At 62.5% G+C, this 25014-nt stretch carries 28 protein-coding genes; 17 read left to right on the top strand and 11 right to left on the bottom strand.

Annotation, left to right across the window (positions count from 1 at the left end; translation table 11 throughout):
• The first annotated feature begins 303 nt into the window (after positions 1 to 303).
• Entirely contained in the window at positions 304 to 1170 is an 867-nt protein-coding gene (locus B208_RS0104670) for an aminotransferase class IV (RefSeq protein ID WP_007980472.1), read from the top strand.
• Between the two features lie 107 nt (positions 1171 to 1277).
• Positions 1278 to 1712, top strand: coding sequence for a VOC family protein (locus B208_RS0104665; protein ID WP_073096498.1), 435 nt, complete (start codon positions 1278 to 1280; stop codon positions 1710 to 1712).
• 59 nt (positions 1713 to 1771) lie between these two features.
• Here the strand turns inward: B208_RS0104665 and B208_RS0104660 are convergent, their stop codons facing one another.
• Positions 1772 to 2083 (bottom strand): Rieske (2Fe-2S) protein, encoded by a 312-nt coding sequence (locus B208_RS0104660; RefSeq protein ID WP_018128726.1) that lies wholly within the window; start codon positions 2081 to 2083, stop codon positions 1772 to 1774.
• A gap of 274 nt (positions 2084 to 2357) precedes the next feature.
• Between B208_RS0104660 and B208_RS0104655 the strand changes: the two genes are divergently transcribed.
• Positions 2358 to 3428 (top strand): amidohydrolase family protein, encoded by a 1071-nt coding sequence (locus tag B208_RS0104655; protein WP_139025513.1) that lies wholly within the window; start codon positions 2358 to 2360, stop codon positions 3426 to 3428.
• Between the two features lie 48 nt (positions 3429 to 3476).
• Here B208_RS0104655 and B208_RS0104650 read toward each other — a convergent pair whose 3' ends face one another.
• Positions 3477 to 4370 carry a PhzF family phenazine biosynthesis protein gene (locus tag B208_RS0104650; protein WP_007980465.1) on the bottom strand — a complete coding sequence of 298 codons (894 nt, stop codon included), beginning with the start codon at positions 4368 to 4370 and terminating at the stop codon, positions 3477 to 3479.
• A 56-nt stretch (positions 4371 to 4426) separates the two neighbouring features.
• A complete protein-coding gene (locus B208_RS0104645) occupies positions 4427 to 5338 on the bottom strand; it encodes a DUF4268 domain-containing protein (RefSeq protein ID WP_007980463.1) in 912 nt (303 codons plus the stop codon).
• Between the two features lie 164 nt (positions 5339 to 5502).
• On the opposite strand from B208_RS0104645, the gene B208_RS0104640 reads away from it, so the two are divergent.
• From B208_RS0104640 to thiI, 6 genes are all read left to right on the top strand, one after another.
• Entirely contained in the window at positions 5503 to 6963 is a 1461-nt protein-coding gene (locus B208_RS0104640) for a pyridoxal phosphate-dependent decarboxylase family protein (RefSeq protein WP_007980461.1), read from the top strand.
• Between the two features lie 73 nt (positions 6964 to 7036).
• The gene (locus B208_RS0104635) at positions 7037 to 8536 is read left to right on the top strand and encodes a class I adenylate-forming enzyme family protein (RefSeq protein WP_007980455.1); all 1500 of its coding nucleotides are present in this window, start codon (positions 7037 to 7039) and stop codon (positions 8534 to 8536) included.
• 94 nt (positions 8537 to 8630) lie between these two features.
• Positions 8631 to 9563 carry a complex I NDUFA9 subunit family protein gene (locus B208_RS0104630; protein ID WP_007980451.1) on the top strand — a complete coding sequence of 311 codons (933 nt, stop codon included), beginning with the start codon at positions 8631 to 8633 and terminating at the stop codon, positions 9561 to 9563.
• 48 nt (positions 9564 to 9611) lie between these two features.
• The gene (gene cyaB / locus B208_RS0104625) at positions 9612 to 10151 is read left to right on the top strand and encodes a class IV adenylate cyclase (RefSeq protein ID WP_007980450.1); all 540 of its coding nucleotides are present in this window, start codon (positions 9612 to 9614) and stop codon (positions 10149 to 10151) included.
• Positions 10152 to 10216: 65 nt separating this feature from the next.
• Entirely contained in the window at positions 10217 to 11416 is a 1200-nt protein-coding gene (locus B208_RS0104620) for a methionine adenosyltransferase (RefSeq protein ID WP_007980443.1), read from the top strand.
• 51 nt (positions 11417 to 11467) lie between these two features.
• Positions 11468 to 12637, top strand: a complete 1170-nt coding sequence (gene thiI / locus B208_RS0104615) for a tRNA uracil 4-sulfurtransferase ThiI (RefSeq protein ID WP_007980442.1) — start codon at positions 11468 to 11470, stop codon at positions 12635 to 12637.
• Positions 12638 to 13068: 431 nt separating this feature from the next.
• Here the strand turns inward: thiI and B208_RS24645 are convergent, their stop codons facing one another.
• The 3 genes from B208_RS24645 to B208_RS24195 all read right to left on the bottom strand — a co-directional run bounded on the left by B208_RS24645 (position 13069) and on the right by B208_RS24195 (position 14247).
• On the bottom strand, positions 13069 to 13224 hold the full coding sequence (locus B208_RS24645; RefSeq protein WP_232423720.1) for a hypothetical protein: 156 nt from the start codon (positions 13222 to 13224) through the stop codon (positions 13069 to 13071).
• A gap of 270 nt (positions 13225 to 13494) precedes the next feature.
• Positions 13495 to 13683 (bottom strand): hypothetical protein, encoded by a 189-nt coding sequence (locus B208_RS0104610; protein ID WP_007980441.1) that lies wholly within the window; start codon positions 13681 to 13683, stop codon positions 13495 to 13497.
• A 399-nt stretch (positions 13684 to 14082) separates the two neighbouring features.
• Positions 14083 to 14247 (bottom strand): HEWD family protein, encoded by a 165-nt coding sequence (locus tag B208_RS24195; RefSeq protein WP_007980440.1) that lies wholly within the window; start codon positions 14245 to 14247, stop codon positions 14083 to 14085.
• Positions 14248 to 14325: 78 nt separating this feature from the next.
• Between B208_RS24195 and B208_RS0104600 the strand changes: the two genes are divergently transcribed.
• The 3 genes from B208_RS0104600 (at position 14326) to B208_RS0104590 (ending at position 16007) form a co-directional block, all read left to right on the top strand.
• Positions 14326 to 14943 (top strand): YbhB/YbcL family Raf kinase inhibitor-like protein, encoded by a 618-nt coding sequence (locus B208_RS0104600; protein ID WP_007980439.1) that lies wholly within the window; start codon positions 14326 to 14328, stop codon positions 14941 to 14943.
• Between the two features lie 196 nt (positions 14944 to 15139).
• On the top strand, positions 15140 to 15463 hold the full coding sequence (locus B208_RS0104595) for an EthD family reductase (protein WP_007980436.1): 324 nt from the start codon (positions 15140 to 15142) through the stop codon (positions 15461 to 15463).
• A gap of 55 nt (positions 15464 to 15518) precedes the next feature.
• Positions 15519 to 16007 (top strand): TspO/MBR family protein, encoded by a 489-nt coding sequence (locus tag B208_RS0104590; RefSeq protein ID WP_007980435.1) that lies wholly within the window; start codon positions 15519 to 15521, stop codon positions 16005 to 16007.
• A 59-nt stretch (positions 16008 to 16066) separates the two neighbouring features.
• Here the strand turns inward: B208_RS0104590 and B208_RS0104585 are convergent, their stop codons facing one another.
• On the bottom strand, positions 16067 to 16465 hold the full coding sequence (locus B208_RS0104585; RefSeq protein ID WP_007980434.1) for a YlbF family regulator: 399 nt from the start codon (positions 16463 to 16465) through the stop codon (positions 16067 to 16069).
• Positions 16466 to 16575: 110 nt separating this feature from the next.
• On the opposite strand from B208_RS0104585, the gene dph2 reads away from it, so the two are divergent.
• Entirely contained in the window at positions 16576 to 17613 is a 1038-nt protein-coding gene (gene dph2 / locus B208_RS0104580; protein WP_007980433.1) for a diphthamide biosynthesis enzyme Dph2, read from the top strand.
• 35 nt (positions 17614 to 17648) lie between these two features.
• Positions 17649 to 18914, top strand: a complete 1266-nt coding sequence (locus B208_RS0104575) for a hypothetical protein (RefSeq protein WP_232423719.1) — start codon at positions 17649 to 17651, stop codon at positions 18912 to 18914.
• A 215-nt stretch (positions 18915 to 19129) separates the two neighbouring features.
• Here B208_RS0104575 and B208_RS0104570 read toward each other — a convergent pair whose 3' ends face one another.
• Together B208_RS0104570 and B208_RS0104565 are read right to left on the bottom strand one after the other, a co-directional pair.
• Complete coding sequence (locus B208_RS0104570) at positions 19130 to 20038, bottom strand: esterase/lipase family protein (protein ID WP_007980431.1); 909 nt, start codon at positions 20036 to 20038, stop codon at positions 19130 to 19132.
• A gap of 92 nt (positions 20039 to 20130) precedes the next feature.
• Positions 20131 to 21087 carry a hypothetical protein gene (locus B208_RS0104565; protein ID WP_007980429.1) on the bottom strand — a complete coding sequence of 319 codons (957 nt, stop codon included), beginning with the start codon at positions 21085 to 21087 and terminating at the stop codon, positions 20131 to 20133.
• A gap of 126 nt (positions 21088 to 21213) precedes the next feature.
• On the opposite strand from B208_RS0104565, the gene B208_RS0104560 reads away from it, so the two are divergent.
• Together B208_RS0104560 and B208_RS0104555 are read left to right on the top strand one after the other, a co-directional pair.
• Entirely contained in the window at positions 21214 to 21606 is a 393-nt protein-coding gene (locus B208_RS0104560; protein WP_007980427.1) for a hypothetical protein, read from the top strand.
• A 65-nt stretch (positions 21607 to 21671) separates the two neighbouring features.
• Positions 21672 to 22292, top strand: a complete 621-nt coding sequence (locus tag B208_RS0104555) for an METTL5 family protein (RefSeq protein WP_007980426.1) — start codon at positions 21672 to 21674, stop codon at positions 22290 to 22292.
• A gap of 59 nt (positions 22293 to 22351) precedes the next feature.
• Here B208_RS0104555 and B208_RS0104550 read toward each other — a convergent pair whose 3' ends face one another.
• Positions 22352 to 23986 carry a rhomboid family intramembrane serine protease gene (locus B208_RS0104550; protein ID WP_007980425.1) on the bottom strand — a complete coding sequence of 545 codons (1635 nt, stop codon included), beginning with the start codon at positions 23984 to 23986 and terminating at the stop codon, positions 22352 to 22354.
• Between the two features lie 109 nt (positions 23987 to 24095).
• Between B208_RS0104550 and B208_RS0104545 the strand changes: the two genes are divergently transcribed.
• Positions 24096 to 24485, top strand: coding sequence for a MaoC/PaaZ C-terminal domain-containing protein (locus B208_RS0104545; protein ID WP_007980424.1), 390 nt, complete (start codon positions 24096 to 24098; stop codon positions 24483 to 24485).
• Here the strand turns inward: B208_RS0104545 and B208_RS0104540 are convergent.
• Entirely contained in the window at positions 24482 to 24940 is a 459-nt protein-coding gene (locus B208_RS0104540; protein ID WP_007980423.1) for a hypothetical protein, read from the bottom strand. The two genes, B208_RS0104545 and B208_RS0104540, sit on opposite strands and share 4 nt — an antisense overlap.
• Positions 24941 to 25014: the final 74 nt, after the last annotated feature.

Here is a 25014-nt window from a genome sequence, read left to right as displayed (position 1 = left end):
GCTGTGTCGTTCATTAACTATCTTTCTGGAACTGTAAACCATAATTGTTTTAATATTTTGTTTTAATACCCAAATATATTCTCTGTATTAATCTGTATATTAATATCTCTGTGGAGAATGGATTATATATTCTGAAGTTTAGTTCGGGAAATATATAGTGAAAAAATATAAGAGGAACCGGTAAGTTTCTTCGGCTGTGAGAGTGAATCGTCAACACACCGCTTTCGGGCGAAACACACCCATCGTTTCGGAACCGGTCGATCACACTGCGGAACGTAGTTCCGTACCATCGAAAATCTATCCATGAGTGAATTGCAGTACTGCGTCGACGGGGAACTCGTTCCGGCATCCGAGGCGACCGTGTCCGTCACGGACAGGGGGTTCAAGTACGGGGACGCCGCCTTCGAGACGCTTCGGTCGTACGACGGCGCTCCGTTCGAGTGGGACCGACACTACGACCGCCTCCAGCGAACCTGTGACCTCCTGAACTTCGACCACGGATACGAACGGGGAGAGTTGCTGGACCACGTTCGGAAGACGCTGCGAGCCAACGGATTTTCGGAGGCGTACATCCGGCTTACCGTCACGCGAGGGGAGCATTCGGGGAAACTCGCCCCGCCGACCGACCCGTCCCCGACGCTCGTGATTCTCGTTTCGGAACTCCCCCGGAGCGGGGTCGGAGGGTCGCCCGTCTGGGATTCTCCCGCCGAAGTCGAAATCGTCGATACCGTTCGAATCCCGGATTCGGCGGTCCCGGCGGCCGCCAAGACGCACAACTATCTCAACGGAATCATGGCTCGAAGCGAGTCAGAGGCGGACGAGACACTCATGCTCGACGTGGACGGAAACCTCACCGAAGGGGCGACCAGCAACCTCTTTTTCTGTGACGACGGGGTTCTCAAGACGCCCTCCCTCGACGGGCCGGTGCTTCCGGGAATCACTCGGGACGTCGTGCTCGAACTGGCGAGGGAACGCGATATCGCGGTGGAGAGAGACACGTATCGCCCGGACGACCTCTACCGTGCGGACGACGCGTTCGTGACGAACACCACGTGGGAAGTGCGGCCGGTCACCCGCGTCGGGGACCGACGGTTCGACACCAGCGAGTTGACCCGAACGATACGGGACGCGTTCGACGCCCGCGTGGAGTCGGAGTACGACGATTCGTAAGCGATGCCGACACGAACTCCGCTGTCCCATCCGTCGTAGAATTATTCTACATGTTCAAAACAGAAATTAATAAAATAATTTAAACAGTGTTAGTAGATATTTCAACCATGGTTGTAGGACCAGCGCACCATTACGGCGTAAACGTGTCCGACCTCGACCGGTCGATCGAATTTTACCGCGACGTACTGGGACTCGAACTGCTCCGTGAGAAAAAGGAACTGAGCGAGCATCACGAGGACCTCCTCGGCGTCGAGGGGGCGAGCGGCGAGTTCGCCGTCATGGAAGGAAACGGAATCAAATTCGAGATGAAGTGCCTCGACGCCCCCGCGAACAAGAACATCAACGCGATGCGAGGGCCACACGACGTCGGCGACGACCACTTCTGCTGGCAAGTCGACGATATCGACGCGAAGTACGAGGAGTTCCGCGAGAAGGGAGTCGAGTTCCTCGGCGAACCCGAATCGGTCGGCACCGTCCAATCGAGGGTGGCCTACTTCTACGACCCCGACGGCAACGTCATGGAACTCGTGGAACCCGAATAGGACGAACGGTCGAAGACGGCCGACAGTTCGTTTTCGTTTTGAACCCGAACTGAGTCGCACTACTCCTTCGAGAGGTACACCGTCCCGTCTTCGACGAATGCGGCGTAGGTTTCGACGCATAGGTCACCCAAATGAGAGTGTTCGCCCGTCGTGAGGTCGAATTCGAACCCGTGCCACGGACAGAACACGGACGTTTCCTCGACCTTCCCGTCGCTCAGCGGCCCGCCTTGGTGGGGACACTTGTTCTCGACGGCGTAAAATTCGTCGCCCGACCGGAAAACAGCGATTTCGCGCCCGTCGAATTCGACCATCGTTCCCTCTCCCTCGGGAAATTCGGCGCGTCCTCCCACTTCGACTGCTGGCTCGACCATACAAATCTCTCCCGCAACTAGCACAAAAAAATTACGAATGAATAAGAAATAGTTAAGAGAACAAAGTGACGATGGAAACGCGCGGTCGAGTCCCACGAACCGCGTCGGCTCGCAGCAGTGTCTCCGGCCGAAACGCCCCCGACGTGACTTCGCACGCTTCGAACAGAGTATCGGCGGGGGTTTTTATTTCTTTTTTGCATAATATAATTTAATATTCTATTCAATATTTATTTATCAAAAGAACTATTGGTTTTGTTCCTAAGGTGTAGATATCATGGCCAGTTATGACGTAGACGATGTTACCGTGTACGACATGGAGGTGCATTCGCTAACGAGGTACAACCACCTCTTCGAGTACTTGGACGAGGACCTCAGGGAGCGGGAGGAGTCAGGGTACATGGCTCATCCCGAGATGGGGCCGATGCCGTGGGACGGGTGGGACCGTTCCGCCGGAGGACGAATCAAGTGGTCGCCGCATCCGATAACGCATCCCGACGACTACGACGAAAAGCGCGAGGAGTTCGGAATCGACGTCACCGTCTTCTCGCCGGGACAGTTCAAACTGACGCAGATTCCGAACGTCCCGAAGCGCATCCAGTATCTGTGGGCCATCAACGAGCACATCACCAGGCTGTACGCCGACCCACAGGAGGACAACTACGCGAAACTCCTGATAATCCCGGAACATCCCGAGGAGAGCGCCAAGGTGATAGAGGAGTACGGGAGTGACCCGGGCATCGTCGGGCTGTTCATCGTCGATGTCGGACCGAAACATCCTCTCGGTCACAAGCGGTTCGAACCGATATACGAAGCGGCGGAGAAGCACGATTTGGCGATCTACCTCCACAGCGGGAGCGGGTTGTACCCGGCGTTCCCGATGCCGGGGCTGAACATGGAGACGTTCATGGGGTATCACACGCTCGCCCATCCGATAGCGAAGATGTGGCACGCGACGAGCATCATCTCGCGGGGCATCCCGGAACGGTACGACGTCGATTGGTGCTTCTTGGAGGCGGGTATCTCGTGGATTCAGTTCCTCCGGACGCGCATGGACCGAGAGTATCTGGAGCGGCCCTCGGACGCACCGGAACTCACAAAACTCCCGAGCGAATATCTGAGCGACTTCTACTACGGCGTTCAGCCGCTCGAAGAGCAGCCGAGAAAGCCCGACGACCTCCAGTACATCATCGACATGAACGGATTAGAGGACCAACTCATCCTGACCACGGACTATCCCCACATGGACTTCGACGCGCCGTCCTCGGTGCTCGAACACGACGGTCTCACCGACGTGCAGAAACGGAAGATAATCCACGACAATCCCGAGTCGCTCCTCGGATTCTGAGCGACGTCGGGTTCACCGCGGAGCATCGACGAGTCGGGGGATGGAGCGCTACAGCAACCGACCGTCGGCGACGTTCGAAACCCGTCCGCCGACCCGGGAGACGATACCGTCGTCCGTCCGCTCGGCGCGGAGGTACAGCGTCGATGGGCGGTCCATCTCGTACCCTTGCTCGGCCGTGAACCGAACCGCGGCGCACGACGCCCGTTCACGTAAGCAGTACCCCGCGAGGCTCGTGTTCGCCGATCCGGTCGCCGGGTCCTCCGGGATGCCTTGGGACTCCACGAACACGCGAACGTGCAGGTCGTTTTCGGGGTCGCACGTCTCCGTGGCGAACACCAACACTGCGTTGACACCGAGTCTCTCGACCACGTGCTCGTAGTACGGTTCCCGGTTCGTGGCCGCACGACGTACGGTGTCGAGGCTCCGGAGCGGGAGCAGTAACTGCGGTAGCCCGGTGGAAACGACCTGGCAGGGAAGGGACGGCGCGATATCGTCGTGGGCGACACCTACCACGTCGGCGGCGATTCCCGGGTCGAGGGTGTCGCGGAACGATACCCTCCGCGGTTCGAGCCAGAAGACCGTCCCGTCGCCGTCGCGGTCGGTCGTCACGGTGACGGGACCGTCCGGCAGGGAGAGCGTGACCGCATCCGGGTCGCCGTCGGCGATAACGTCTCGAATCACCGCCGCCGTCCCGAGCGTCGCGTGACCGGCGAACGGCACTTCGGCTTCGGGTGTGAACATGCGAACGCCGTATCCGTCACCGGTCGGCGAGTCGTCGGTCACGAACGCCGTTTCGGAGTAGTCGATCTCCCGCGCGATGCGTTGCATCTCGTCGGGTGATAGCCGGTCGGCGTGCCGGACGACCGCGAGTTGATTTCCGGTGTAGCGCCCCCGCGAAAACACGTCGACGATGTGGAACGGCGTCGGAAGGTCGTCGGACATGCTATCGTCGGCTCCGTTCCGAATCGAATTCGTCGGGTGAAGCGACCATAAAAATCCTACAATCCCCGGATGCGCTCGTGAAACACGTCGTAGAACCGCTCGCCCGCGTCCAGCATCCACGTTTGATACTCGGACCACGACCCCTCCGCGAACAGGTCGCCGTCGCGTCGGAGGGTTATCCGCGCACGGTTGCCCTCGCCCTTCGCCTCGTCCGGCGACAGCCAGATGAGGTCCTCCCCGATATCGCGTTCGATGGCATCACGGTCGTCCGCGAGCGCCTGAAACCCGTCCGGATCGTCACGAACCACGAGTTGGGTCAACAGAACGGACGTGTAGCTGTTGATGGCGAACTGAAGCTTGTACCCGATTTCGCTCATCGAGTTGTTGTACCAGTTGTTCGGTTGTGGCTCGCACGACTCCAGACGGGTCGTTCGCCCTTCGATTCGGTCGCGGAGTTCGGCCCAGTAGCGGAGTTGGAGTAGTTGCTTTTCCGTGAGGCTCCGTTCCGACCGGGTGGACCACCCCGACGGTTCGACGAGCACGTCGGGCTGACCCGCCGAACCGCGGTCGGCGTCGTCGCCTTCGGACGCGTCGAACGACACGGCGAACAGGTCGGCGTGCGTGGCTTCGTTCAGCCACCGAAGTAGCGCCACGTGGTCGTCGTCGAACGCCGCTCCGACCAACACGAGGAAGTCCGGGTCGAGCTTCGACGCGGACGCCAGCGTCCGGTCCCATCGCTGCTCGTCACCGACCGCCTCGATGGCGACGGTTCGATTGGCCGTCGTCGTTGCGATGGCGTCGAAGGACAGCGCGTCGTCCACCGTGGCCGAAACGGTGTCGAAATAGAACCCGAGTTCGCGGTCGAACCCGGCCGCCCCGTCGGAGCGTACCGCTTCGATGAGGGACGAAGTTTCGGTGCTGTCGTGAGAGGCGGCACCATCGGGACCTGTTGTGCCGGTGTCAGTCATATATTTTCGCTACCGACGCTACACGTATATTTTTAATTGTTTTAATATTACGTTGAGAAAAGCGCATTTATTGTGATATACTCCCAGTCGCTCCGGTGGGTACGCCCCGATGGAATCGAATCCGTACGCAAACACTTTTAATTTTCAAATGGGTGTATGATATAATGGCCGATTCTACTCTCCCGTCGGACGGAGACGACCGTTCGTTCGGAGACCGACCGCTGGAACTCACCCGTACGGAAAAAGAGGAGATGGTTCGAGAGACTGAAGCCCGCGTGCTGGACCATCTCGACCGGTTGCCTGACGGACCCGCGTCCAACGTCGACGGTGCACACGAGAGGGCGGACGAACTGCGCGAACCGCTCCCCGAGGAGTCGATGCCGTACGACGAACTCCTCGATACGCTGTTCGAGGACGCCATCGTCCACTCCATCACCAACTCCCACCCGGGATACATGGCGTACACCGCGGGAGGCGGCCTCTTTCACGCCGCGCTCGCCGACTTCATCGCCGACGCGACCAACCGATACGTCGGGACGTGGTTCGCCGCCCCGGCGCTCGTCGCCATCGAAACGAACGTCGTCGAGTGGTTCTGCGAAATGATGGGCTACCCCGACGGCTCCTTCGGCCTGCTCACGTCCGGCGGGTCGATGGCGAACCTGATAGCCACGATAACCGCCAGGCGTGAACGCCTCTCGGAGGACTTCCTCGACGGCGTGATATACACCAGCGACCAGTCGCACCACTCGGTGACGAAGGCCGCGGTCCTCGCCGGTTTCCCGTCGGAGAACATCCGTTCGATTCCGACGGGCGACGAGTTCCGCATCGACGTGGACGCCCTCGAATCGGCGGTCGAGGCGGACCGAGCCGCCGGAAAGGAGCCGTTCCTCGTCGTCGGAAACGCGGGGACGACGAACACGGGCGCGGTGGACGACCTCGATGCGCTCGCCGACCTTTGCGAGCGAGAATCCCTCTGGCTCCACGCCGATGGAGCCTACGGCGGATTCTTCGCCCTGACCGAGACGGGGAAAACGCAACTCGCCGGATTGGACCGCTGTGACTCCATCACCGTCGACCCGCACAAAGGTCTCTTCCTCCCGTACGGGACCGGCGCGCTCCTGATGCGGGACGGTGGGGCGTTGGCCCGCGCACACGCCGTGGAGGCGGACTACATCCCCGACTGGGACCCCGACTCCGGGACGGTGGACTTCAGCCAACTGGGACCGGAGCTATCGAGGGACTTCCGCGGTCTTCGCGTCTGGCTGCCGTTGAAACTGCACGGCGTCGACCCTTTCCGCGCCGCGCTAGCGGAAAAAATGGAACTCGCGGAACGGGCCACCGACTGCCTCCGCGACCTCGAACCCGTCGAGATAGTCGCGGAACCCCAACTGTCCACGCTCGCGTTCCGGGTCGAACCGTCGGGCGTCGAGGGCGACGCGCTCGACGAACTCAACGAACGGGTGTTGGAGGAGGTCAACGCCCGCGGCCGCGTTCACCTCTCGGGAACGACGCTCGACGGCCGTTTCGCCGTCCGCATCTGCGTGCTCTCGTTCCGAGTCCATCGGGAGAACGTCGCCGACTGTCTGGAGGACATCGAGGCGGCCGTTTCGGAAGTCACGAAGTGAACCGCGTGCGGACTCACGACGAATACATGAGCGTCGTAGAGATTTTATATTATAATTTATATCAACTAAAACGATGTGGAACGTTAGTGAGCTGTTTCGAAACACGGTGAAGCGGACGCCCAACCGAACCGCCGTCGTCGACCCGATAACCGACCGACGGTTCACCTACGCCGACGTGGACGAGCGGGTCGAACGGCTCGCCGCCGGGTTTCGAGCGTTCGACATCGAGAAGGGGGAGAGAATCGGGCTCGCCCTCCCGAATACGCCGAAACACGTCTTTTTGTTCCTCGCGGTGCAGCGAGTCGGTGCCGTCGCCGTCCCCTTCAACTTCCACAGCAGCGACGAGACGTTGCGATACTTCGTTTCGGACGCCGACCTGTCGATGTTGGTGTTCGGTGGGCCAATCGCGGAGCAGGTGCTCGACCTCCGGGACGAACTGGACTGCGAGACGTTCGTCACGACCGCCGACGTCTCCGCTCCCGACGTGAACGGCTACGAACGATTGGTCCGTGACGTTGACGAGCGGGTTTCGGTGTCGATACTGCCGGACGACGGCAGTGTCATCCAGTACAGTTCCGGGACGACCGGAGACCCGAAGGGAATCGAGATTACGCACCGAGGCGGCGTCGAGAGGGTCTTTCTGAACGTCCACAGTCAGCGGATGTACGACGGGGAGACCGTCCTCGGTAGGATTCACCTCTTTCACACACTCGGCGTTCACGGGATGTTGCTGTCCACGGTACTGACGGGCGGCACGTACATTCCGGTGCCCGAATTCGACCGGGAGCAGTATCGACGGATAATCGCGGAGGAGAACGTCACCGTCCTCCACGAAGCGCCCGTGATGTACGAGCGGTTGCTCGGGTCGGAGGACGGGGACGACACCGACGGGGACCGCGACGTGTTCGATTCCGTGGAAATAATCAGCTTCTCCGGAGCGCCGATGAGCGAGGACCTGCTCGACGCGACCAAGCGCGTCATCGACCCCGACTACATCTACAACACGTACGGGATGACGGAGATATTCCCGCCATACACGAAAGTGAATCTCCGACACCGGGACGACCCGCGGACGTTCGGGTACGCGGGGGTGGACGGGATGCGAATCGTCGAAATCGACGAACACGACCCGACGGCGACGGTCGAGGCGGAACGCGAGGGAGAACTCATCGTCCACCGCGACTGTCCCGGAGCGTTCGAGGGCTACCTGCACGACTACGAGAGTGCCGAAGACGCGTTCGAAGGCGACTGGTACTTCACCGGCGACGCCTGCATCGAGACCGAGGACGGCTGTTTCGCCATGACCGGCAGGCTACGCGACCTGATAAAATACGTCGGGGAGAACATCTACCCGGAGAACGTCGAGGCGGTGCTCGCGGAGCATCCAAACGTCGAGGAAACCGCCGTCGTCGGTATCGACGACGACGAGTGGGGGGAGGTGCCGAAGGCGTTCATCGTCGCGGACGGCGACCTCACGGCGGCCGACCTCGACGACCACTGCGTCCGGAGCGACGCGCTCGAGGAGTACAAGCGACCCCGAGAGTACGAATTCGTCGGCGAACTCCCGGAGTGACGACCGGGTTTCACGACCTCCGCGTTCGCAAACGACGACCCGTGTCGAACACGTCAGGGAGTGTCGTCAAGGCCCTGACCGACGAAGGGGTAGTATGCGAGTACTCATCGTCGGCGGCAGCGGGTTCGTCGGAACGGCGCTCACGGAGGAACTGCACGGGCGGGGACACGACGTGACGGTGCTTTCGCGCTCGCCGCGGGATTCGGACCTTCCGACTGGAGTCGAGACGGTCTCGGGCGACGTGACCGACTACGAAAGCATCGAAGGCGCGTTTTCGGGCCGTGACGCCGTGGTCAACCTCGTCGCGCTCTCGCCGCTGTTCAAGCCGCCGAGCGGCGCGAGCCACGAGTCGGTCCACCTCGGTGGGACGGAAAACGTCGTTCGGGCGGCCGAAGAGCACGGCGTCCCGAAACTCGTCCAGATGAGCGCGTTGGGTGCCGACCCGGGCGGAACGACCGCCTACATCCGGGCGAAGGGCGAAGCCGAGGAAGTCGTCCGCGACTCGTCGCTGGAGTGGGTCATCGTGCGTCCGTCGGTCGTCTTCGGCGACGGCGGCGAGTTCGTCTCGTTCACGAAGGTGCTCACCACGCCGTACGTGACGGGACTGCCGGGGGGCGGGAAGACGCGGTTCCAGCCGATTTGGGTGGGCGACCTCGCGCCGATACTGGCCGACTGCGTGGAGGACGACGCCCGCCTCGGACGCGCCTACGACCTCGGCGGGCCCGAGGTGCTCACCCTCGCCGACGTGGCGAAACTCGCCTATCGCGCCGACGGGAAGTCGGTCGCCGTCCTGCCGATTCCGATGCCGCTCGCCGGAATCGGGCTGACGGTCGCGGACGCGATTCCGTTCGTTCCCATGGGTTCGGACCAGTATCGGTCGCTGAAGTTCGACAACACGGTGTCGGAAAACGACGTTCGGGCGTTCGACCGCGAGGCGAGCGACTTGCGAACCCTCGCCGATTATCTCGGCGTCGCTGGTGGAGCGAACGGAGCGGAACGGGACACGGCAGCGACGCGAACGGCGTGATTTCGCCGACACGGTGTGCTTTTGACTCCCGCCCCCTTCGTCCCGAGCATGTACGAAGTCGAAGTGAAGGTCCGGGCCGACCACGAGACGGTCCGGGAACGCCTTCACGAACTCGACGCCCGCTCGCTCGGCACGGTGACGCAGGAGGATTTCTACTACGACGCTCCCCACCGTGACTTCGCGGAGACCGACGAAGCGCTCCGCATCCGGCGGGAGGCGGACGACGACGACGCGGTGGAGGTCGTGACCTACAAGGGGCCGTTGGTCGAGCAGGAATCGAAGACGCGCAAGGAACACGAGACCGTGGTCGGCGACGGGGAAACCGTGGACCAACTGCTCTCGGCGCTCGGGTTCGAATCGGCGGCGACCGTCCACAAGGAACGCGAACGCTACGAACTGGATAGCTACGTCGTCAGCCTCGACGTCGTGACGGGGCTCGGCGAGTTCGTCGAGGTCGAAACCGAGACGAACGAAGCGGGTGTCGAATCCGCCCGCGTGGGTGCTTACGAGGTCCTTCACGAACTCGGTCTCGACCCCGACGACCAGATACGAACGTCGTATCTCGGATTGCTGCTCGAAGATGAGTAACGGTAATACCTGTGGTCGAAAGCGTTTCCGCAAGTTATAGAATCCGTGACTGCGAATCCGATATAATGACCGAGCGGAACATTCAGGTGGAACCTATCGACCGTCGGGCGGTCGAAGATCAGGACATCGAAATCGTCGAACGAAAGGGAATCGGCCACCCCGACTCCATCTGTGACGGTATCGCGGAAGCGGTCTCTAGCGCGCTCTCGCAGACGTATCTCGACCGCGTGGGCAAAGTCCTCCACTACAACACGGACGAGGCGCAACTCGTCGCCGGGAGTTCGAACCCGCGGTTCGGCGGCGGCGAACTCGTCGAACCCATCTACATCCTCATCGTCGGCCGCGCGACAAAGGAATACGAAGGAACGAAAATCCCGACCGACACCGTGGCGCTCGACGCCGCGCGCGAGTACCTCCACGAGAACATCCCCGAACTCGACGTCGGCCGTGACGTCATCATCGACGTGAAACTCGGGGAGGGAAGCGGCGACCTCCAAGACGTCTTCTCCGAGGAGGGCGCGACGGTTCCGATGGCGAACGACACGAGTTTCGGCGTCGGCCACGCCCCCCTCTCCGAAACCGAACAAATCGTGCTGAACGCCGAACGACGGCTCAACGGCGAGTTCGCGGCGGACAACCCCGCGCTCGGCCCCGACGTGAAAATCATGGGCAAGCGCGAGCGCGACACCATCGACGTGACCGTCGCCGCCGCGATGGTGGACAAATACGTCGAAAACCGCGAGGAGTACGACGCGATGGTCGAGGCGGTCCGCGATTACACCCATCAGGTCGCGTGCGAGTACACCGACCGCGAGGTGAACGTCTACGTCAACACCGCCGACGACGACGAGAGCATCTACCTCACGACGACCGGCACCAGCGCCGAGATGGGCGACGACGGCTCCGTCGGCCGCGGTAACCGCGCGAACGGTCTCATCACGCCGAACCGCTCGATGAGCATGGAAGCCACGAGCGGCAAGAACCCCGTCAACCACATCGGGAAGATTTACAACCTGCTGAGCACGGAAATTGCCGAAACCGTCGTCGCCGAAGTGGACGGCATCCGCGACATGCGGGTTCGCCTCCTCTCGCAAATCGGCCGCCCCATCGACGAACCGCACGTGGCGGACGCCCACGTCGTCACCGAGGAAGGCGTCGAACTGAGCGACATCGAACCCGAAATCGTGGACATCGTGGACGAGGAACTGGCGGACGTATCGAGCATCACGAAGCGGGCCATCGACGGCGACGTGACGACCTTCTAATACCGGCACGCCTTCGACAGTCGTTTATCTCGCCGCTTGTTATGCCCGGCTATGCATCCGTCGGGAGCCGATACCGTCCTCGTCCGGCACGGCGACGTGGGCGTGAAAAGCGGGAAAGTGCAGACCGAGATGGAGCGACGGCTCCGCGACAACATCGCCGCGATACTCGCGGACCGCGGTATCGACGCCGAGGTCGAACGCCGCTGGTCGCGCCTCCTCGTCCACGCGACCGAGGAGAACGTCGAGGAAGCGACGACCGCGGCGGCCGACACCTTCGGCGTCCAGTCCGCGAGCGCCGCCGCCGTCGTCTCGCCGGAACAGGCGGTCATCGAGGAGACGCTGGCCGACGCCGCCCGCGAGCACTACCACGAGGGGACTTTCGCCGTACGCGCCCGGCGCTCCTCGAAGGACCATCCGTTCACCAGCGCGGAACTCGAACGCGAGGGCGGTACCGCCGTCTGGAACGCCGTCGAGAACCCCGAGGTCGACTTGGACGACCCCGACATCACCTTCTCCGTCGAGGTGCGCGACGACGAGGCCTTCGTCTTCCTCGAAAAACGCGACGGGCCGGGCGGACTCCCGCTCGGCACCCAGACGAAACTCGTCTCGCTCGTCAGCGGCGGCATCGACTCCCCCGTCGCCACGTGGGAGGTCATGAAGCGCGGCAGTCCCGTGATCCCCGTCTACCTGGATTTGGGTGACTACGGCGGTATCGACCACCGTGCCCGCGCCGTCGAAACGGTTCGCAAACTCGCCAAATACGCCCCCGAACAGGACATGCGCGTCCGGAAGGTCCCGGCGGGCGAGGCGATGACACTCCTCGGCGAGGAGGTCGGTCCCGCCCGAATGCTCGTCTTCCGCCGGTTCATGTACCGCGTCGCCGAGCACATCGCCCGCGAGGAGTCCGCCCACGGCATCGTCACCGGCGAAGCCATCGGGCAGAAGTCCAGCCAGACCGCGCGGAATCTCGGCGTGGTCGGTACGGCCACGACCATGCCCATCCATCGCCCCCTCCTCACGATGGACAAGAGCGACATCGTGGCCCGCGCCCGCCGCATCGACACCTACACCGACTCCACGATTCCCGCTGGCTGTAACCGCCTCGCACCCGACTACCCCGAAACCAACGCCACCCACGAAATCGCCCAGAACGCCGAACCCGACGACCTATTCGAACTGGCCAAAGCGGCCGCCGAAAACGTCGAACTCATTGACCTCTGACCGACGAACGCGAAGCGAGAAGCGGTTACTTCGATTTACCAGTTTTCTCCGTCGTAGTTCAGTCGAGACGGACGTGCCGAAATTCTCGAACACCCCCGCCACGCTCGCTACGAGATGAGATTACTTGCGAGGATGCTCCGAGTGGAGCAACAGTGAACTTGACTCCGAAAGCCCCCGCCCGCTCGCGGTCGCTCAGCCGACATATCGCGGACCTCTCCGCACCGCCTGGTCCGCGATAGTGGCCGCTGAGCCGACCATGCAAGCGCGAGCGTTCGGCCCCTTTCAATCCCACCCAGCACCGCACCGCGACAGCCACACCCTCCCCAACCGATTCACTCCACTTCGTTTCGTTCATCCCTCGCGTGATAACCAAGCAACCCCTCGGACGGAGCGTCCTCGGGGTTGTTGGTGCACGCGCCCGAAGAATCGATTCAGTTCCACGCAACTCGGCGTTCCATCGTGGCGCGCGCTGGCGGGACGACGTGGCCATCCTCGGCCGCGTCGTCCCGCTGAAGCGTGCGAGGGATGAGACTTGCGAGACGCGTCGCGTCTCGCTGACCTGCGGCCGTGGCCCGCAGGTACCGCAACGAAGTTCTCGTGAGCGGAGCGAGCGAGAGCACGAAAGAGCGTGCTCTTTCGGAGTGAGGAACGCAATCGGTTGGGGAGGGTGTGGCTGTTGCGGTGCGGTCGCGGTTTCATCGACGTCTGTAGTTGCAGTCATAGAAAACCAACGCCACCCCGACGCGAACAGACGGAAGCGTTCGAGGTTCGCTCTACACCGGTATCGGTAATGTCGAACGGAGACAGTCTTGTTCGTAGCGAATCTGTTTAAAAAAATTCCCGGTATCCTTATCCAACTAACAGACGTACCCAGTGCGCCAGCGTTCGACCGAAACGCTGTGCATGGGGATACCGTGCTCCTCGAACAAATCGTGAATGTCGAGCAGTAACTCTTCACTCACGTTCTCGGGGGACACCGCGCCAAGGCGGAGGAGCGTCTGTTCGGTGGCGATACGTTTTTCCGAAGAAGGTTCGTTGTTCGACATGCTTCGAGCCTCTCGAAGCAAACGGGGTCAGTGCTCCTACACTGGCCTTTCGGCAAATACCCCGGTTTGCTTCGTTCGACATATCAAATTCTGGCGAGTTAATCCTATTGGTTCGGTGGGGTGTGGAAGCTGTCGCGGCCGAACGCAACCGCACGAACGGTCTTCTCTCTAGCCGTCGAACTGTCATCGACCTAGCCGCCAAACCATCCCAACCTAGTGTTGAACCAGTCACGCGCTAGGGGCCGAGTCACCACTCGCTAGTGGTCGAATCATCGGCCAAGTCGAATCATCGGCCAAGTCGAATCATCGGCCGAATCCCATTCCGGTTAAGTCCCATCCCGGTCCAATCCCATTTCGGTCGAGTCCACCTTACACCCATTCGCTCTTCTTCGACCTGATTCAATTCCGAATCGGGTTGTGCGAGCCGTTGATGTCCCACTCGTGGATGCAGAAGGGTCTGCCTTCCTCGCCAGCGATTCGCCAGTTGTGCGTCGAATCGTCCCACGAATCCTCGCGTCCGCACTCGACGCACTGCCGTCGTTCGGGTCGGTTGAGTTCCGCCATCGACCCGAGGGAAGGACGCCCACGCACTTAAACCGACGGCAACAGGGCATTTTACCGCGCGCCGCGAAATACCACGTAATGCTCCGACGACGAACCGTCCTCGTGGGATTGGGTGGGGGAGGCGTCGCCCTGGCGGGGTGTGCTGGCGTTCGCCGCGACGGCGACGGCCGGAGCGACCGCCCGACGGGAACGGAATCGACGCGAACAACCGAACGGAGCGACACCATGACTGAATTCACGACACCCGCGTTCGAGGACGGTGCCAGCGTTCCGACCGAGTTCACCTGCAGCGGTAATGACGTCTCGCCGCCGCTCGAAATCGGGTCGGTGCCCGACGACGCGAACTCGCTCGCCGTCGTGGTCGACGACCCGGACGCGCCGAGCGGGACGTTCACCCACTGGTTGCTGTGGAACCTCCTGCCGGGGACGACGACGGTGCCGAAAAACGTGCCACGGCGGCGGACGGTCGGGTCGCTCGACGGCGCGCGGCAGGGAACCAACGGATTCGGCGAAATCGGCTACCGCGATCCCTGCCCGCCGACGGGCGGCGGGCCGCACACCTACCGGTTTACGCTGTACCTCCTCGAACGCGAGCTACAGCTCGACGCGGGGACAGAACGGGACGCGCTGTTCAGCGCGATGGACGGGAACCGAGTCGGCCGGTCGCGGTTCACGGCGACGTTCGGGCGACGCTAACGGACGACCGTCGATGCCGGATTCGAGAATCCGTTCGACTTGCCCGACGAGGCGTTTCAGGTTCCACCCTTTCGGAGAACGCACTTGCGGGCGTCGGCGGAACGCTCACCTACCCGACTCCGTTTCGGGAGCGACGGCGGAATTTCCGCGGAGCAGTCGATACAACGAAGTCGTCGGGGAACCGACTTCGAGTACCATGATGAAGATGGTCGATCTGCTGGTGCGCAAGGACGGCATGACCCACGAGGAGTTCGAGGAGTACTGGCTCGAAGAGCACTCCGAACTCGCCAAGGAACTGCCCGGCCTGAGGAAGTACGTCACCTCCGTCTCGAAGGACCCCGAGAAGGCGGGCTACGACGGCGTGCTCGAACTCTACTTCGACTCGACCGCCGACATGAAGGCCGCCTTCGACTCCGAGAAGGGAACGGAGGTCATGGCCGACGCCGCCGAGTTCATCGACACGGAACAGGGACCGACGCTCATCCTCGACGAGACGGTCCAGTTGGACGACCTCGACTAGTCGAACCCACGTAGTTCGGCGAAAGGAACACCCTTTTTCGTGTCGTAGCGACCCCATGGAGATAGCACAGCGTTCGTCGTTCTCGCTCCGCGACGTGCCCGCCCTGCTCGTCTGTATCGTCGTCTGTGAACTGGCGGGGATCATCCCGTCGTTTCTGACCGCGAACGACGTGGCGACGTGGTACACGACCCTGCAAAAGCCCGCCTTCACGCCGCCGAGTTGGGTGTTCGGCCCGGTCTGGACGACGCTCTACCTGTTGATGGGTATTGCGCTCTATCTGGTCTGGCGACGGGGGGACAACCGGTTCGCGCTCGCGGTTTTCGCGGTGCAACTCGTCCTGAACGCCGGGTGGACACTCGTCTTCTTCGGCATGCGCTGGCCCGCTGGCGGACTCGCGGTCATCCTCGCCCTCCTCGCCGCCATCGTCGCAACGATGGTTGCCTTCGCCAGAATCGACCGACGGGCGACCCTCCTGCTCGTGCCGTACCTCTGCTGGGTCGCCTTCGCCACCCTGTTGAACTACGAACTCTGGCGGCTGAACTGAGTGCCGTCGCTCGCCGTGAATGCGTCGCAGGAGCAGAAAACGGGGATTCGGGTGTCCGACTACTCGTCCTGACAGCAACCGCCAGCCTGCTGGCCGAAATCGACGGCGAGCGGCTCGGAGACGGCGCGGTTCAAGTCCTCCAGTCGCGCCGTGAGTTCGTCCTGTGCGTCGAGATACTCCGCCATGACCGGCAGGGAGTGAAGTTCCTGCTGGGCCTTCTGGACCTCCGCCACGTCGTCTTGGGTCGCCTCGCCCGTCTGTCGCGCGAGCATGAACTCCTGTCGGAGCTGTTCGAACTCCTTGATCCGCTCCTGTGCCTCCTCGTCGGCTTCGACGGCCGCCTTCGTCTCCTCGAATCGCTGGTAGACGGGGCTTTCCACGATCGCCTCACCGAGTTCCGTCGCCAGCCGTTCGATATCGGACTGCTCCGCGGTCTCCGTCGTCGTGTCGACGCTCATGTCTCGGGATTCGGGCTGAAGGACTTTAGGCCTGCCGAATCCCGAAATCGAGCAGATCGGGAAAACCGAGAACGCCGAGGTTAAAAGTTCTCGCCCGCAATGAGGGGATAATGAGCAACGAAAGCGAGTACAGCGAGGGGGACCTCAGGAACACGGGGATGTCCCTCAAGCACGACCGGGAGTGGGACTACGAACTCGACCGCATCATCGAAGCGGTCGAGGAGCGCGACGCCGACAAGGTGGGGTTGCAGTTCCCCGAGGGACTCAAACGCCGCGGCCCGCAGGTGGCGGACGACCTGCGCGAACTGCTCCCCGACGACGTGACGATTCTCCTCTCCGGCCAGCCGTGCTACGGAGCCTGTGACTTGGACACCTACCTGATGAAGCGAACCGACGTGTTCGTCCACTTCGGCCACTCGCCGATGAAGAACACGGACAAGGTCATCTACGTTCCGCTGTTTTCCAACGTCGATGTCTTCCCCATCATGGAAGAATCGCTGGAGGAACTCGAAGTCGGCGACGTCGGCCTCGTGACGACCGCCCAGCACATGAACCACTTCGAGAAGATGCGCGAGTGGTTGGAAGAGCGCGGGTTCGACGTACACACCCGACGCGGCGACGACCGACTGACACACGAGGGGCAGGTCTTGGGATGTAACTACGCTTCGGCGGACATCGACGCCGACCAAGTGCTCTACGTCGGCGGCGGGAAGTTCCACCCGCTCGGCTTGGCGATGGAGCACCCCGATAAGACCGTCGTCATCGCCGACCCCGTGAACAACGTCGTCACCGTGGCGGACACCGAAAAGTTCCTCAAACAGCGCTACGGCGCGGTCCACCGCGCGATGGACGCCGAGAAGTGGGGCGTCATCTTCTGCACCAAAATCGGGCAGGGCCGCTGGGACGTCGCACAGGACATCCTCGACGAAAACGAGAACGCCTACCTCATCACGATGGACGAGGTGACGCCCGACCGACTGCGAAACTTCGACATGGACGCCTTCGTCAACACCGGCTGTCCGCGCATCACCACCGACGACGGCCCGCGCTTCCACAAACCCATGCTCACGCCCGGCGAGTACGAAATCGCCGTCGGCAACGAGCCGCTGGACTCCCTCGAATTCGACACCTTCCACGGCACGTGGTAGGAAAATTTTTGTAGCTATCGTTTCCTTTCTCTATCATGTCCCCTCGCCCGGATAGCCCTCTCTCCCGCAGACGAGTTCTCCTCGCCGGAGGGTCGGTCCTCGGTCTCGGTTCGGCTTCATTCGTCACCAATACCATGCCCGCACCGGTCGTGGACGCGCGGACGAAACACGTCGGAATCCCGTCCATCCCGCCGCGAATCGAGATTCCCGCGAGTCACGTCCGAGTCGCAAAGGCACACGCACAGCGGATAATCGACGAGGCGAAAACGGAGTGGAAACGGGCCGACAAATCCGCGTTGAAGGAGTTCGACCGGGACTATCTGAACGATTTACCGGACCGATCACGAGCCACGATAGACGACATTCAGGATGGTTCCGGAACGCCACAAACCCTCGAACGGTGCCAATGGGCGGCGAGCACCGCGGCCAAAACGCTCGGAACGGCACAGTATCTGAACGACGAGTATACGGAGAAAAATCCGAAACGGTCACAGACGAAACTCGAACGCGAAATCGACTCGTTTCGAACGAACATCGAGTACGAGTGTGACGACCCGAACGACTTCCTCGTTCACGTCGGACGGGTCGAACGGCACACACAGCAGGCCGCGTCCTTTCTCGACCTCGATTCGCCGCCCGAAGACGCGATGGAGGCGGGAAAATCGCTCAGTGATATCGAATCGGCACGACGGGATTTCGATGATGGCAGACGCCTCTACGAGCGGTATCGTGGCGGTCTGAAGGACCCGAACCCGTTCGGAGACGCACTCGCACGGAATCGAACGCACCTCGAACAGCAGGCGGAGGAACTTCGCTCGAAAGGGGACGACAATGCGGACGACGACCTGCCGAAAAGCCCGTATCGGCGACTGCGGGGTCGCATTTACACGCACGGATGGTTCTACGGTCGAAATACCCTCTGGGACGCAAAGCGGTACCGGGAAGACGGATACGAAGTGCTTTCGGCCACGACGACCGCCGACGCACTCCAGCACTTTCTCGCGTGGCGAGACGCGAAACGACGTGTCGATATTCCGAAAGAGTCGGGCGAAATCGGTTCGAAACGCGTCTTCCGAGCGAAGAAACTGGCGGTGTCCGAACTCCGCACCGCGCTATCGAAATCCGACGACGGGTCGTTCGCTCGCACCCTTCTCGATACAGCACACGGCCTCATCGATTCGGGCGACAGCACGGTCGATGACGAGGATTTCCCCCACGCCGAAGCCTACGGCCGGTATCTGCTCGGGTGGGCGTATTCGAAGCACGCACCGAAAACCGCGAAGCGACTAACTCGGCGGTAAATTCACGAGATCCAGTCAACGCTTACGTTGGCTGGCTCTCGTTCGTTCCTCCGTCACTCACGAGAACCGCGAAAAAGCTCCGCTTTTTCTGGCATTCGCTCGTTTCACTCACGAAAACTCCGTCGGAACGAGTTCCGACGTGCTCTCGTTCGTTCCTCCGTCACTCACGAGAACTCCGTCAGAGCAAAGCTCTGACTTGCTTCAGTTCACGATGCTCACTGAAACTCCCCAACAACGTCAGCCATACACCCGTCGCCGGGTTCGTGGTACGAGAAGTGGTCGGGGACGTAATCGACGTTGTGGTCCTCGTAGTTCGCGGGCGGCGTCCCCTCACAGCCCTCCTCGCCGACGGCGGCGTCGAATTCGCCGGTCGAGTACGCCCAGTTGAGCACGTTGTCGTCCGATTTCCAGAAATTGTCGAACTGTTCGACGACGTTGGCGATGGCGGGACCGTATTCGCCATCGACCGCCACGGCATCGTTGTCGGCGGCACCGCCGAGCAGGGTAGCCGACGCGACGTAATCGCGGTAGCCGAGCGAGTCCAACGCTTTGATGGTCGCCGGAACGACCCGCCCGCCGAGCGAGTGGCCGATGAGGCGCACGTCGGCACCGGTCCGGGCGCGGTAGTCGGTGATGAAATTGGCCAGTTTCGCGCCGTTTCGCTCCGCGATGTCCGTCGCGGGCCACCACTGGTCGAGGCGGGTGTCCGAGTCGTAGCTGAACCCGATAATGGGGTGGGTGTAACCGTTGTTCCGAAGCGAGGTCTTGACCGTCTCGAAGTGGTCCGGAGCCTCGTCCGATGCGACCAACCATCCGTGGACCGAGATGACCACCTCGTCGGGGGTCGCGCTTCCGTAGCCGGGGATGTCTCCCACGGTGTCGTAATCCCACTTCGTGTGCCCGTCCGTTAACTCCTCCTCGTACAGCCAGTTGATGTCGAAGTGACCGCGCGTCGTCGCACGGGGGAAGTCCGCCGGGCCGGTGATGTCTCCGTCGTCGCCCTCGAACCCGGCGACGCTTCCGGTGAACCCGGCCAACCCGACCGCCGCGGTGGCGGTCCCTTTCAGCATCGTTCGACGGCTCATTCCGGTCCGTCCGTTTGTATCGTCCGTGTCGCGTGGCATGAATACACATACCTAATCGGCGAATTTAATTCTATCGTAAATATTATTATATTTTATCGGGTAGAGGATTTCACTTTCTCGGCTTCGCGTTCTCACACGTCTACTGGTGTGATTCTGTATGTCTCGCCCTCGTACTCGATGACCCCCATGTCGGTGGAGAACGGGCCGGTCTGTTCAGTGTCGAGACGAACCATTTCGACGCCCGATTCGAACGACGCGAGGAGGTTGCGAAGCGCGGGGAGACGGACGGCCTCCTCGGGCAGCACGCGCCGCGGGTCCTCCGCTTCCGACTCGTCGATGCGCGTGGCGACGAACGTTTCCCCGCCGTCTCCCTGCCGGACGCGTTTCTCGTCGCCGTTCCGTCCGACCACTTCGAGGTCGGCGGTCGGCGCGAGTTCGAGGTCGTCACCGTTCAGTTCGAACCGGGCGGCGACGCCGATTGCGTTCTCGTAGCCCCCCTTTTGGAACCACCCGTCGATACCGAAGGCGTAGGTGCCGCCGCCGAGTCCCACGAGCGCGATGTCGTCGGTTCCCTGTGAACGGGCGCTCGCGGCATCGAGGTCGGTGTTGTCGATGGTGAGAGTCCACGTGTGCGAATCGCCCGATTCGAGCATCATCGCGGGTTCGGGGACGATTTGGGGCGCGATGTGGAACCACTCGCCGTCCACGCGCTTCGATACGGACCACCCGTAGTAGTTCGTCGTGAACGTCGCCCCCGTCTCGTTTCGGAGGGTGAACGAAACCGTCGCTTTCGGAAGGTCCACCCGCGTTTTCGACGGTACCATCTGCAACGTCGTCCCGTCGTCGGCGTCCACGGAGCAGACGACCCGGGAATCGCCGAACGACGGACAGTGATTCTCGGCCGGGATTTCGAGGGTCGGCGAGGCGGGTGTTCCGGTGGAGGTGTTCGGCTGCTCGGTGGTCGTGGTCGTGGTCGTTCCGTTCGTCGCGTTCGACGCGGCGGGGTCCGAACCCCCGGATGTCGATTCGGAGAGACACCCGGCGAGGAGGACGGACCCGACGCACGCGAGGGCACGTCGTCGGTTCATGGCATCACATCTCCCCTCGCTCAGTAAGTACTTTCAGGTGACTGTAACGGTCGTTTGACCCATATTCAATTACTACTGGACATACACAAACCTTTTTGTATTCCCGGTAGGTATTGTGTGGTAGCCATGAGCGCCACTCGTCCCTCGACCATCGAAACCGCCATCGAACGCTGCCGACCCGCGGACAAGACCCCCGTAACGCTCGACGCGGCCGCGCTTCCGTCCGGACGCGACGACCTGCGCGACCTCCAAGCCGAACTCGCCGCGAAGGAGTACGTCCCCGCCGAAGTGACGGTGGATGCCTGCTTCGACGCCGACTGTTCGTTCGCCACGCAGGACGAAGCGGACCGCATCCGCGAGTACATTCGAACCGCTTCGTTCCTCGGCGCGGGAACCGTCACCGTCGAGTTCGACACCGTGGCAGACGAATCGAAGGTCCGTCCGTCCCTCGCCGCGCTGAAGGAGCGCGCCCGCCGCGAGGGCGTCACGCTCGAACTGGACGGCCCGCTGGCACTGTAACTCGACCCTCGACCCTCGCATTCCGAATCCTGCTTCTTACGTCACCCCGCCGCGTTCGCCCGACCATGGGGAAACGCGCGCTGGAACGACGCCTCTCCGCCGTCACCGAGTTCGAGGACCCGCGGGTCGAGTTGGAACAGTACCCGACACCGGCGGACCTCGCGGCTCACCTCGTCCACCTCGCCGACGTGCACGGCGACATCGCGGGCGAAACCGTCGTCGACCTCGGAACGGGCACCGGCATGCTCGCCATCGGCGCGGCGACGCGCTCACCCGTCCGCGTCGTCGGACTCGACCGCGACCCGGCGGCGTTGCGCCAAGCGACGGAGAACGAACGTCGGGTGGAACCTGCCCGTTCCATCGACTGGATGCTCGGCGACGCGACTGACGCACCGCTGTGTCCCGACGACCCCGTGACCGTCCTGATGAACCCGCCGTTCGGGGCACAACGGGGCAACGAACACGCGGACAGGGAGTTTCTCGAAACGACCGCCGCCGTCGCCGACGTGTCCTACTCGATTCACAACGAGGGGAGCATGGCGTTCGTCGAGTCGTTCGCTGCCGACGCGGACGCCGCGGTGACGCACGCCTTCCGCGCCGAGCTACCGCTCTCGCGGCAGTTCGAGTTCCAGCGAAGCGACCGAACGGTTCTCGACGCCGAGGTCTTCAGAATCGAGTGGCGATAGTTTCCGTATCGGTGACGCTATTTTCCGTATCGGTGACGCTATTTTCCGTATCGGTGGCGCTAGTTGCGGTACTGTTCCTTCGCGGCGACTTGAACCCGCGTGTCGTTGATGGACGCCATGATGCGGCGTTTCTCGCGGGTGAACCGGATGCCGTCCACCGTGACCGTCGCGTTCCGCGTCGGCATCGGCGCGGTGCCAACGGTGGTGTTGTTCCGCGAGAGTCGAAGCGCGAACCGTCCCTTCTGCGCGACGATGGAGACGTTGTTCCCGGCGAGGACGGGACTCGCGGTCGCCGGTCCCGACGAGAAGGCGCGTTTCCACTGGCCGTCCAACGGGCGAAGCCACACCTGATACGCCGTCCCGCCGCCGGTGGCGCTCCAGCCGGTGCGCTTTATCCGCACCGCCTTCGACCAGCCGACGCCGCCGACCCTAACCGTCGCTCCGCCGGAGTACGCGAGTTGTCCCTTCGACACCTCCCGCGACCATATCTCCCGGTCCGGGTTGACGACGATGACGCCGCTCGTGTTCACTTGCGTCGTCTCGCCGCCAACCGACACGTCCACGACGGACACCTTCTGATTTGGTACGTCCTCGGCGTACGTCACCGTGTATCCCCGAACCGACACGCCGGAGAGCGCGTTCTGACCGCCGTGTTGAACCGACGTGAGGTTGATGGGAACGGCGACGCCCGCCATGGCGATGAGCGGAATCAACAGCAGAACCGCCCCTACCTGTCGAGTCTTCGGGGAGAACGCGTTTCGGTCGGTCGTGCGGACGGCGAGCGCGACCAGCGTCGCCAGCGCGAGTACGAAGATGACGCCGAGGCCGCGAAAGAGGACGAACGTCTCCATCCCGCGGTACCACCACAACGCCCACAGCGACGACGAGACGAGGACGATGACGCCGCCCGCCCACGTCCTGAGCGCGCTCGGCCGGACGTCACGCGTTCGGAGGAGGTAGACGCCCGCGACCGCGCCGAGGAAAAATCCCAACGTGTGGCCCTGCACGGCGATGCCGAACCACCACGGGCGCGAGAAGTGCGTCGTCGCTTCGCCGATGGTTTGGGGACTCCGAAACGCCACGTACAGCGTCTGAATCACGTCTTGGGCGGAGAGGGCGACGACTGTTCCGAGCGGGTAGCGAACGAGGGCGAACCCGGCGAAGGCGAAGAAGACGCCGGAAAACCCGATGACCGGTCCCCACGAAAACAGGCCCGTACAGAGCGCGATGACGACGACGCCGAGGGGAAACAACACGAACGCCCTCACCCACGGGTTCGTTCGCCACGAGGAAAACGAGGTCTCGCCCCGCTCCGGGGGGTAGTGTCCGAAGTAGTACTCCGCCAACGGCGCGACGGCGAGCGTGCTGGTCATGTTGCCGAGGAGGTGGCTGGGGCCGACGTGCGAGAACGGCCCGGCGAGCATGCCGAGCGGGTAGAGGTACGACCACGACGCGAACGCCACCGTGACGGGGTTGTACCAGTGGTTCCAGCCGTCCTGTACGAACAGGTACACCGCGACGACGCCCGTGACGCAGACGAGGGTGCCCCACGGGACGCCGAACAACAACCGCCTCCGGAGGACCGTTCCCCACCGTCCACGCGGACGGTCCAATCCCCAGACGATGAGCGCGGATACCAACAGGCCGAGCGACATACCGAGTTGCATCGGCCACCCGTCGAGCGGCGACACCATACCCGGAGTGTGTGACCCCGATACCATAAAACGAACACGTCTCGATTTACCGACCCTCGCGCCGAAGACCCGGAGAAAACGTTAGGTGGATTCGTGTGAACGAATAGGCATGACAGCCACGCCGACGGAAGGCGAGACGAGGACCTTCTCGCGGACGTTCACGGCCGCGGACGTTGCTTCGTTCGCCGACCTCTCGGGCGACCGCGGGAGCCACCACGTCGAGGAGGAAGAACCGATGGTACACGGCCTGTTGACGGCGACGCTCCCCACGAAAATCGGCGGCGACATGGATTTCGTCGCTCGGACGATGAGCTTTGAGTTCCGCCGCCCGGTGTACGTCGGCGAGGAGATAACGTGTGAAACCACGGTCGAGAGCGTCACCACGCGCCCCGAGCGCCACGAGATGGTGGTCTCGTTTTCCTGTACGAACGAGTCGGATGCGGTCGCCCTCGCCGGTGATATCGACGGTGTGATATTTCGGGAGTCGGCCGAGGATTAGAAATCGGGCAGGTCGTCGGGCGCGTCGAACTCCGCCTCCCAATCCACGTAGTCCGCTTCGAGTACGTCACAGACCACCTGTCCGAGTTCGGTTAGGGAGGCGTTGATGGACGAGACGGCGTTCCACGAGTCGATGTCCGGGTGGATATCCCTGACCTTCCAGTCCTCGGGGATGCCCGGCGCGTGGTACCCCACGCGGTCCGCGAAGTCGTCCCAGAAGAAGTCGAACTCGGCGAACAGGTCCAGATCGACCGCGGTTTCGAACTCGCGTTCGTCCAACTCGGTGTCCGCGGCCCACCGGTCGAACGACTCCTCCCACGCGCCCTCGTGGAGGAATGCTTCCAGTTCGTCGCGGTGGTAGTCGTTCTCCGCCGCCACCGACACGTCGTCGTACTCCTGCACATCTGCCTCCGGACGAAGCGTCGGCGGGTCCGGGGTCGGCACGTCGAGTCCCATGGCCCCGGATAGAACGGGATGTCGGATAAGCGTTCCTTCGACCGCCGAGGGCCGGACGCCGCCACCGCCGCGTT

The organism is Haladaptatus paucihalophilus DX253 (assembly GCF_000376445.1).
Classification (GTDB): Archaea; Halobacteriota; Halobacteria; order Halobacteriales; family Haladaptataceae; genus Haladaptatus; species Haladaptatus paucihalophilus.
The sequence above is the reverse complement of the archived record's forward strand: the minus strand, read 5'-3'. Positions and strand labels throughout refer to the sequence as shown.